Consider the following 10,177-nt stretch of genomic DNA (forward strand, 5'->3'; position numbering starts at 1 on the left):
ACGATACCGTGCTTTAAACACGATTCAGGATTTAAATCAGTATTTCACTGTATAACTTAAACCGTAGGTACGACCTTGTGCAGCTAGGCTAGAAATTGGGCCATAGACAGTTTCAACCGACTGGCTGTACACCGACTTATAATCCGTATTCCACACGTTGTAGACACCAAAGCCCACATTACCCGGTCCTACTTTTGCATTGGCAATCACGTCCATCGTTGCAAAGCCTTTAATTGCCGCTGCTGGAGCAGATCCATATTTCATAGCATCTTTTTGGGCTTTGTCTGTACCGCCAATCGCTAAAGCTTGAACACGTAGGCTCATGTCATTATCAAACTGCCATTCTGAAAATGCTGTTCCTTTTAAAGGTGCCACACGAATGGCATCCAATTCTTGCCAGTCACCTTGGGTATTTTTAAATTGGCCCGTGGTATATGCAACTGTGCCGCCAACCGTCCAATTTGGTTGAACTTCATAACTGGCATTGGCTTCGACACCATAGATACGCTCATCGGTATCAATAACATCAATGGTGTAATTCGGCGCACCAAATTTCAGGCTTTTATCTGAGTCATTATAAAAAGCCGTCACGCCTGCATTTAAACCACCGGCATTTTGTACACGCCATCCGAGTTCATAGTTATTGACTTTAATCGGGTCAATGGTTTGGCTATTAATCACAGAATTTGCCGGCACATCGCGCAGCATACGTTGCACATCGGGCAAGTTTGAACCTTGTGAGAAATTAGCAAACACTTGCTGTGCATCTGTTAAGTGATACACCGCGCCAACATTAAACAGCGTTGCATCATGTTTTACTTTGCCGCCATTCAGTGTTTTCGCCACATAACCTGGGGTTAAATCTGCAGTAATTGCTTCCATATAAGGCACAGATGAATCGACATCGCTTTCTACACGTTCATGGCGAATGCCTGCTTGTAAGCCAAGTCGGTCGGTTAATTCATATTGCGCTTGGGCAAATACGCCAAGTTTTTCTGTTTCAACATCTGGGCCAAAGGCATAGTAGTTAAACGGCTGATAACTCAAACCATTACTTTGAATAAACGTTGCGCTGTCATACATTTGGATATTTTGTTGATCTTTTTCATTTTCATAGTCCACACCATAGGTTAAACCCAGTTCACGACCATTTAAGTTAAGATCTTTTTGTAGAGCAACACGCGCGCCTAAAACATCGATATCGGTTTCTGACTGATACACCAAGAAGAGTTCAGGTGCCATTTGACGTGCAGATGGGAACCACCGTGCTTTTTCATTTCGATAATAGGTTTCAGCGTTTAGACGGTGGCCTAAAATATCTTGATTTTCATATTGTGCGTTGACGCTATAACGTTCAGTTTGTGGTTGTTCAGCAAGTAGTAAGCCCTTTACTGCATTTAATGACAACGGCAGCTTGCCACCCACGGGCTGTGAGCGCAGCGCATTTAAATTTGGACCATAGTCAGGTCCATAATCACTATCTTGCTCATCATTATAATATTGCGCGCCAAAACTCAACGTTTGACCATCGGCAATTTTCCAACTGACACGACCATTTAGATCTAAAGTGTCGGTATCTTGACGGTCTGTTTGCGCAATTTCAGGTCCAATACGGTTGCCATGGCTATCTTGTATTTCGCCACGTTTGGTATAGCTTGCACCTAAAGTTCCGCGTAAATTGCCTTGATTAAAATTCATGGTTTGCGCAGCTTCATAAGCCAGCGCATCGGACTTAAAGTTATTACCAGAAGTGACTCCTACTTTTGTTTCAAAACTCAGCGGCTCTGATCCACCTCGTTTAGTGATGATATTGATAATACCGCCTGTCGCACCTGAACCATAAATACTACTTGCACCAGAGACCACTTCAATTCGTTCAATCATCGACGGGCTAATACTCGCCAGTTGTCGAGATCCATCACGATATCCCGTTTGCGGCACACCATCGATCATGTATTGCACCACACGTCCACGCATGGTCATCCCATAGTTAGACGTTGTACCACTTGATGGAGTCAGTGATGGCACCAATAAACCGACAATATCAGCTGTGCTTTTACCTGCATTGGCTTGTTTTTCAATTTCTTCTTTAGGAATGCTGTACACCGTACCCACAATATCTGCAATGCTTTTCGCAGAACGAGTTGCCGTCACAACAATCGGTGCCATTTTAGTAGCTTCTGCAGTTTGTGTTTCAACTGCAGTATTTTGTGCAGTGTCTGTCGTGACGTCTTGCGCATAAAGCTGAGTGCAAATTGCTAAGCTGAGACAAGTCAGTTGCATCGGTAGAGCTAAACGTTTCATATTCTTTTCCATTTCTTAGAGTTCCGATTGAGTCGGAAGTGTTTGAGTTTTAAAATTTTGTGTTTTTAAAACAATGCGCTGACTAATTAAGACGCTGATTACTGAGCCAATTGCCAATACCAAGTAAAAATGTCCATAGCCTAATGATTTTGCGAGAAAGCCTGAAAATGCACCGCCAATGAAGTAAACGAGCAATTCAAAGCACACTAATATGGTGAAATCGGTACCCGCCTGTTCTTTAGAACTGGTCTGCATGAAATAGGCATAGAGTGATGTCATGGCGATATAACGAATGGCTAGCATCAACACGACAAATAGACCTAAAAGCAGATGCCATTGATTCAACCACTCCAATACAACGGCTGCCCCAATGACGGCATATAGCAATGTACGTAACCATCCTGCCCAGACCAACAATTGCGTCGCTTTGATTTTTTTCAGCAATACAGCTGCACTAACAGCTGCAATCAGACCGACACCGGCACCGACCACAGACATCAACACCCCGATCTGAGACAGTGACCATTTTTGATCGATCAACATGGGATTCAGCATTGCCATAGCGGGTGCTTCCACCACGCGATAACAAACGATGAGCAGCAAGGCCCAACGAATCGCAGGTCGTTTAAACGCTTGTCGTAGGCTTGGTTTGGCTTTGGCAATTTGAGTTAGTGGTTCTTCTTGAATAAAAAACACAGCAAACATGGTTAAAAATGTCAGCAGCGATAAAGTTGTGAGCGCTGACTGCCAACCCCAATATTGGTAAATCCATAAAGTTGCAGCGCCACCAAGCATGCTACCGACGGCCACCCCAATACTCTGTGCCATACTGCCCAGACGGTAATTGCCTTCGGTAAATTTCTCTACGGTATAACCATCAATCGCAATATCTTGCGTTGCCGCAAACGTTGAAATCCATAAACCAACAATGACAAATAAAGTCAGCCCATAAGAAAACTGCGTAAAGGCTAAAACCAGTACCCCCAGTACCAATGCGATTTGCGTAAACAACAGCCATGTTTTACGTTTACCGAGTTTTTTGACATAGAGCTGATCGATCCAAGGCGCCCAAAAAAACTTGAATGCCCATGGAATATAAAGCAGCGATAACATGCCGATCCAGCGTAAATCTACCCCTTGATGTCGTAAAATGGCAGGCAAAGCCACATTGTAAAAATACAAAGGCAATGCATGTGCTAAGTACAAAATAATCACGACGCTCAAACTCAGGACTGAAATTTGAGATGGTGAAATTGCATGATTTAATTTTCTTGAGTGTTGTTGCATATCCACCTCTGCACTGCCCATTGCAGCGCATCAGACTGTTCTAATGAAACGTAATAAGGCACACGCCACGCTGCATGCAGCGCGGGTGTATTTAAACGTTTGAAGTCATCTGGATCTTGCGCAATACGCACCAGACCCAAACAATATTGAAAAAAGAGATGTTTAAACTTCTTGTACCAAACGGCCTGTATTTGCCGATATTCTTCAGGAAAAGTCGTTCCCTCAGCCGTTTGCATAACCAAAACAAAGGGCTGACTTTTCAGAAAAAAGCGCTCAACTTGAGTCAACCATTGTTCAAACTCTTCCACTGAAACATGCGCTGAAAAGCGCATGTCCAGTATGTGCATGTGGGTGCAGCGATAACTCATGACACCGCCTTAGCTAGTTGCTGATGCTGAAATGCCTTGGAGTCGTTTAAGTAATGACCAAATTTTGAATAAAATGTTTCTCTAAAGCAGTAATACAACATGGCGGTCTTTTCAGGCATTGGGATTAGGCGCTGCGCTTCATAGCACATGTCTTCAACCACGACGGCATAAGGCTTCACACTATGATCAGGCTCTCCCACAATCTTGGCTGATGCGGCATTTTCAAAGATATAAAAACTCAATAAACGCATGACGGGACGTAAATAACCTTTACCAAAAACGGACTTTTCACCAAATAACAAATGCCAACCTAGATCAAGCTCATCACCGTCGTAGTACAAACCTAAACGATCCCGTTTTCCTTCGTAGATCTCTGTGTATCCCACATCTTCACCATTGACTCCTACAATCAAAATTCGGTGATGATCATCTGCCAGCATTTTTTCGTAATACACTTTTAGTTCAGTTTCTGACTTATTGAGCTGCCACTGTGGAATAACATGCGGTTCATGCATCCATTTATGAACCAAAGCCATATCTTCTGGATATTGCATTTGTCGTAAGTAGTATTGCGTCTCATTCTCATGGTATTCATAAAAATCAGGTAGTTGTTGTGATAACGTTGTCATGATGTCGTCCTTTAAATTTGTTTAATCTTTTCTGTTCTTAGCTCAAAAATCTGTTTATGACGCAATACGATTAGTTGTCGTTTTCTGTTCGGCGGTATGCTGTTGTTTCGCCCACTGATTTAAAGTGCTTGGACTCACAGGGTTTGCAATAGGATCTAAAAATACAGGTACTGGTCGTTCTGCTTCGTCGTTATAACTGGTGGTAAACAGTCGAACACGGTTCAGACAAATTTTCTCGAAACGTGGACGGAACATACTGAATTTTTCAATACGATCTGCCAATTCAGGATGTGCCTGATGAAATTCGTCAATCACGGTGGAGATGGTTTGCCAAAACTCAAGTTCTGTATGCTGTGGATAATCTTCAAGGAAGACATTAGAGATATAGCGGTAATGCACCATGAACAAACCTGTAAAGATAAAGTGACTAAGTTCTTCAGCAGGATGGCGCAGTAAAATTTGCCCTTCAGTTGGTAAATTTTCGAGTTCAGGAAAATCTTCATCAACTAAATTGACATCATCAATAAAGTCCTTCAGCACCATTTTTTTCGGTAAGCCATTTTCATGGATCAACATGGTGTTTTCACCGTGGGGAGAAAAAGCCAAACCATATTTGTATAAACAAATCAGTAGCGGTGTTACACAAACTTCAGCAAAACGTTTCAGCCATTGCAAAGGGGTAAAACCTGAAGCCTCAATCAACACGGATAAAATAGACCGACCATTTATGTCTCGATGCAACAATGCTGCTTGGGAAAGTGCTAACTGGTGTTCACCAATACATGGCTCGACACTTTCACGCCATAAACAACCAAACAATTCTTTAAATTGGTAAGGCGCACCGTCTATCTGATCAAAACATGGCTGTTGCAAAGTTAAACTTGCAACTTCACCCAAAAATGCTACCTGTGTTTTTTGCAGGTCTACATCATGATGTTGAATGTCCTTCAGCCAAGCGGTCACCGCAGGTGCAGCTAAATTTCGTTTTGAAGGCAAACCTCGATATACCGCCGTATTAAAGATACTGACAGGTAACTTTACATAATGACGTTCAGGATGACTGGTATTGCATAAAGTACGAATTGATTGCATTGGCGCATAGTCATCTTGTCCAATGTCCAGCTCTACAATGCGCTGATCGACGATTTCATTGGCATAGGTCGGGATTAACCACTGATGCCATTGCCATGCATGTACAGGAATAAAGTAATACTCAGTAGCATTTAAGGCGTTGTCCGCCAATTGCTGTTGAAAATCGTGTAATTGCGCAGAATTCAATTCATGGCGATATAAGCTTTTCGCATCCCAAGCCTCGGTCGAACGAAACTCAGCTAAATCACGATGAACAGCTAACCATAAGACTTTGACCGTTGGAGAAATCTCTGGTGCGGAGCTTAAATAATCATCATAGCCAAAGCCCATACGGCCTTTACTCATAATGAGCCATGGGTGTCCACGTAACATGCCTTCAATTTGATAGTGTGGCGCTGACAAGACAGCATGACTCAGCAATCGCTGTTCATCAAAAACATGGGCTTCTGCTAACCATGTATTGTTCATTTCTTTAATCAAATATGCCTTGGTAAATGGTTTCACCTCAGCTTGATTTGAAAAAGCACGAATAAATTCATGCAGATTCCATGCGGGCTCTGTTGTCGATTCACTTAACTCTCGAACGCTCCCTTCAACAATACGCCAATGCCCAAGCAGAAACTGAGTCGCTTCAAATTGATACGTTTTATCATCCAGTTTGAGTTGCCAAGTGTTATTTTCCACTTGCTGAATCTGAATAATTTCTTCATATAAAAATTCAGCAATCGCCATTTCAATCAGTCTTTGCCCTGCACGGCGCCACTGTGTTTGATTTATCTGTAATTTTGCAAATGTCATTATAATTTCTCGAGTTTAACCGTATTCTGTTCTTGCTTATTCGGCATGGTCGTATTGCGGTTCATTGCATAGTTGGCAATGGTTTTTTTAACGGATAAAGGTCTTTGGATATTGGTTGGCGCTGATTTCTTCACAATGCCCATACTGTGCATTTCAGCATTTTCACTGGGTGAAAAATGTTGGAAACTTTGAGCTTGATCACTCAAATCGTATAAGTTAAAACCCAATAATTGATTGGCAATGACTGCTGCACGGTGAGCACCCAACCCTAAATCTGGAGTTCCTACACCGTGGCTGTGCATTTCCTGATTTTGAACAAAAATTTCACCGACAGCGTCATGCTGTACGCGGTAGTCCTGACTGATTTTCCAGCGGCCGAATTCATCACATTGAATCAGTGGTTTTAGATATTTGAGATATTGCCACTCTGGACTGTGATATCCCGTTGAAGCCACGACTAAGTCCGCATCTAGATAGAACTGTTCTGCCGTGACTTTATGCTGAAACTGCAAACGGATGCCCGCGCCATGCGGCTCGGCAGCAACCAAACCCACCTGAGCATGTAAATGCGTCTGTTGAATATTTTGACCAATGCTCCGATAATATAGTTTTTGGTAAATATCACGGATGGTTTTTGCACTGATGCCCTTATATAACAAGCCTTGTTGCTTCAGTTGTTCGGCTTTATTTTCGGGACTTAGTTGATAAAAATGCGCGGTATAATCTGGACTAAAATGCTCCAATCCAAGTGGTGCATATTCCATCGGGAAAAACCCACTCGAGCGGGTCAGCCAATGCAACTTAAACTGCGCTGTTGTGGTCTGATCCTGCAAATATTGACGATCAAACAGATCCATAAAGACTTCGGCCGAAGACTGGCCAGACCCCAGTACAACCACATTACCTTTCAAGTGATTTAACTCAGCATTGCAATAATTTGCAGAATGTAAGCAGCGCTCCGGATATTGCTGTTGTATGTCTTTTAGACACTGTGGTAAATGCGGAACATTCCCCGAACCAATGACCAGATTTCGGCATTGATAACGTCGAAAACGTCCATCTTGCTCAACCATGACCTCAAAGCCTTGCTCTTGGGCATAAATGGCTTTTACGGTTGATTGATATTGAATATGCTCTAGTTGATCTGCAACCCACTGACAATAATGATTATATTCACGTCTAGGAATCTGCGCTTGTTCTAAAAAATAGAATTTGTATAAACGTTGCTGCGTCTTTAAATAGTTTAAAAAACTAAAAGGACTGGTTGGATCGACCATGGAAACCAGATCGGCCATGAACGGCACTTGCAGCACTGTATTGGGCAATTGCATACCCGCATGCCAGTCGAACTGTGGTTTCTTTTCAAAAAATTGATACTGCAAATGATTTTGCTTATGTAGCAAACTCGCCAAACTAAGATTAAATGGCCCTAAGCCTATCCCAATAAAATCAAGCATATTGCACATCCTTCTGTTCCACACATAAAGGATTTGGCAACTGTACATAAACCGATTGCTGATCGACTGGGGCAATCAATTCATCCAGCTCGTACAAGCGCGTCAACAGATTGCCCTTATACGGCAAGGTTGGCTGATACAGTAATGAATGAATCAATGAACTTTCTGGATAAGCCTGATGTAAGGCCAACAGTTCATTTTGCAATATCGATATCAACACTTGCTCTGTGACATACCCAGTTGCACCGATTGCATTGATGATGCCGAATAAAGTATTACCAAAGAAATAATAGCTAAAGCGCTCATCGACAAAGGCTTTGGAACCCACGGCATGCGCTTTTTCTTCCAACTCTGGAAACGCTGTTAAGACTTCACCTGCAAGTTCTTCAATATAGTAAAAGCCTTGATTGTCACGCAGCCATAGATATTTAGGCATTGCATGTTCAAGCTCAAGCAAGACATTTTGCTGATGTGATTCAAAAGCCATTCCGTATTGGTGATACAAATACATCAGTGGTTTTAGACTGATAGCTAAGAATTGTTTAAACCAATTGATCGCAATGGCACTTTGATCAAGTTCAGGTTGTTGCTTTGCAATCTGTTCAAATAAGGCATTAAAACGGTTTTTCGGCTGTGCAGGATGATCTTGGCATAATGATGCAATACAACTCACCTGCTGCTTTTCACTAAAAGGCTGATCACGGAAGATACAAATCGTTTCTTCGACGATTTCATCATCTATGTTCAATGCCATCCAAGCAGAATCATTCACCGCTTTGAGCGTTGGGCATTGTTGTAAAATATGTTCACCGAGGCTTGAATGCCAAAGTCGATGGGTCATTTCACCACGGTGGCATTCTTTGGCCAGATTGACTCGGATTGAATTGGTGATCATCACGGATAGCGATGGTTTCAACATCCACGGCGCCGCAAAACTTGCCATGGTGCGTACAGATGTTGTTGGTGAAAATGTCCAACCCTTTTCGCCGAAGTCGATAATTTTTAATTTGGTTTTTAAGTTTTTAAACCATGCTTTTGACTGTAAATAGCGTGCTTGCCAAGGATGCAAAGGTAATAACTTATAATGCGAATAGGCATTGAGCAGTGCTTGATCTGTTTCTGATAAATGCCATTGCAATTCGCTTTTCAATTGCGTTGATACAGTTTGATCTAAAGCTGAACCTTCTTGAATATATTCTGGAGCAACCAACCAATAATGCAGTTGGCTGAGACCTTTGGCTTCTGGCGAATACCTTTCCCAATCTTCATGCACAAAACCAACCCGACTTTTCGGTGCAGGATGCATGCTGTGCCCTAAAATTAAGGCCTGTTCTGATTCAATGAAACTTTGTTCCGCTTGGACCAAGGCCTCTAAATCATGTTCACGTAGTGTCAAAAATTGTGTAAGCGCTTCACGACTTTCGATCCAACGCTCTAATAATGATGAAGCATCCAGTGTATGACCTGACTCTTGTACGAGCTGTTCAAGCAATAAACTCGCGATCGCGGTGATACTAAATGACAGTTTCTGTCCTTTATTAAAAACGTATGGGAGATCTGCAAGACGATGTCTACCAACAAGGCTGACATAAGATAGTGGTACAAATAACTGTGATTGAATGCAATCTAAAGGGATGCATAACAACGTCAAGCCTTGGCTAAACGTCAATTGTGATGAATTCTGTTGATACTTTTCCAGCAAAATACCTTTACCGGTTTCTTGTGAGTATGCATTGACAAGATGCTGCATCGCCAAGCGATTAGCAAGCTCTTTCATCTGACCATATCCTCTATTTTTAAGCTTTTCCAAGCTTTGTCATGTAATTATGTTTCTTTAACTGTGCAAGTCATGCTTAGTACGCTGGCCAGCGTGAAACTATGTTAATGATAATCATTATTATTAATAATTGCATTTTTGTGAAGATTTGCTACAGGATTGCAAATTTGGTCTTATCTCTATGTATTTAAAAATTAATTTTTTTGATATGAACTTTTCTGTTTTTATTTATACAATTTTCTGAAATGGAACTAAATGATAATTTTCTCATTTAGCATAGAACAAATGAATCGAATTGCTTATTTTTTAGCCAAATTATCACATTGTGCAACTTAAACTAGGGTGTGTTGACATTTACAGCCGATAAATTGAGCTAAAGAGGCAACCATATAAATATACAAGCTAAAGCAACAGCGCTTTGATAGTTACGTTTTAGCTTATCGTATCTTGTGGCAATTCCTCTAA

Annotated in this window: 7 protein-coding genes and 1 pseudogene; all 8 read right to left on the minus strand. The window is 41.7% G+C overall.

Annotated elements, in window-relative coordinates; translation table 11 throughout:
* Nucleotides 1-36: 36 nt before the first annotated feature.
* Nucleotides 37-2,304 (minus strand): TonB-dependent receptor, encoded by a 2,268-nt coding sequence (locus FTU64_RS09045; protein WP_180059617.1) that lies wholly within the window; start codon nucleotides 2,302-2,304, stop codon nucleotides 37-39.
* Between the two features lie 15 nt (nucleotides 2,305-2,319).
* Nucleotides 2,320-3,591 carry an MFS transporter gene (locus tag FTU64_RS09050; RefSeq protein ID WP_257222227.1) on the minus strand — a complete coding sequence of 424 codons (1,272 nt, stop codon included), beginning with the start codon at nucleotides 3,589-3,591 and terminating at the stop codon, nucleotides 2,320-2,322.
* Nucleotides 3,567-3,959, minus strand: coding sequence for a hypothetical protein (locus FTU64_RS09055; RefSeq protein ID WP_078190999.1), 393 nt, complete (start codon nucleotides 3,957-3,959; stop codon nucleotides 3,567-3,569). The genes FTU64_RS09050 and FTU64_RS09055 overlap by 25 nt, the downstream gene beginning before the upstream one ends.
* A complete protein-coding gene (locus tag FTU64_RS09060; RefSeq protein ID WP_180059619.1) occupies nucleotides 3,956-4,588 on the minus strand; it encodes a GNAT family N-acetyltransferase in 633 nt (210 codons plus the stop codon). The genes FTU64_RS09055 and FTU64_RS09060 overlap by 4 nt, the downstream gene beginning before the upstream one ends.
* A gap of 54 nt (nucleotides 4,589-4,642) precedes the next feature.
* Complete coding sequence (locus tag FTU64_RS09065) at nucleotides 4,643-6,478, minus strand: IucA/IucC family siderophore biosynthesis protein (protein ID WP_180059620.1); 1,836 nt, start codon at nucleotides 6,476-6,478, stop codon at nucleotides 4,643-4,645.
* Nucleotides 6,478-7,935: a lysine N(6)-hydroxylase/L-ornithine N(5)-oxygenase family protein gene (locus tag FTU64_RS09070; protein WP_180059621.1), complete on the minus strand. Its 1,458-nt coding sequence runs from the start codon at nucleotides 7,933-7,935 to the stop codon at nucleotides 6,478-6,480. Before FTU64_RS09070 ends, FTU64_RS09065 begins: the two co-directional genes overlap by 1 nt.
* On the minus strand, nucleotides 7,928-9,712 hold the full coding sequence (locus tag FTU64_RS09075) for an IucA/IucC family siderophore biosynthesis protein (protein ID WP_180059622.1): 1,785 nt from the start codon (nucleotides 9,710-9,712) through the stop codon (nucleotides 7,928-7,930). Before FTU64_RS09075 ends, FTU64_RS09070 begins: the two co-directional genes overlap by 8 nt.
* 373 nt (nucleotides 9,713-10,085) lie before the next feature.
* A pseudogene (locus FTU64_RS09080) lies at nucleotides 10,086-10,177 on the minus strand (IS5/IS1182 family transposase); the annotation flags it as partial.

Source organism: Acinetobacter sp. YH12128 (genome assembly GCF_013418655.1).
GTDB lineage: Bacteria > Pseudomonadota > Gammaproteobacteria > Pseudomonadales > Moraxellaceae > Acinetobacter > Acinetobacter amyesii.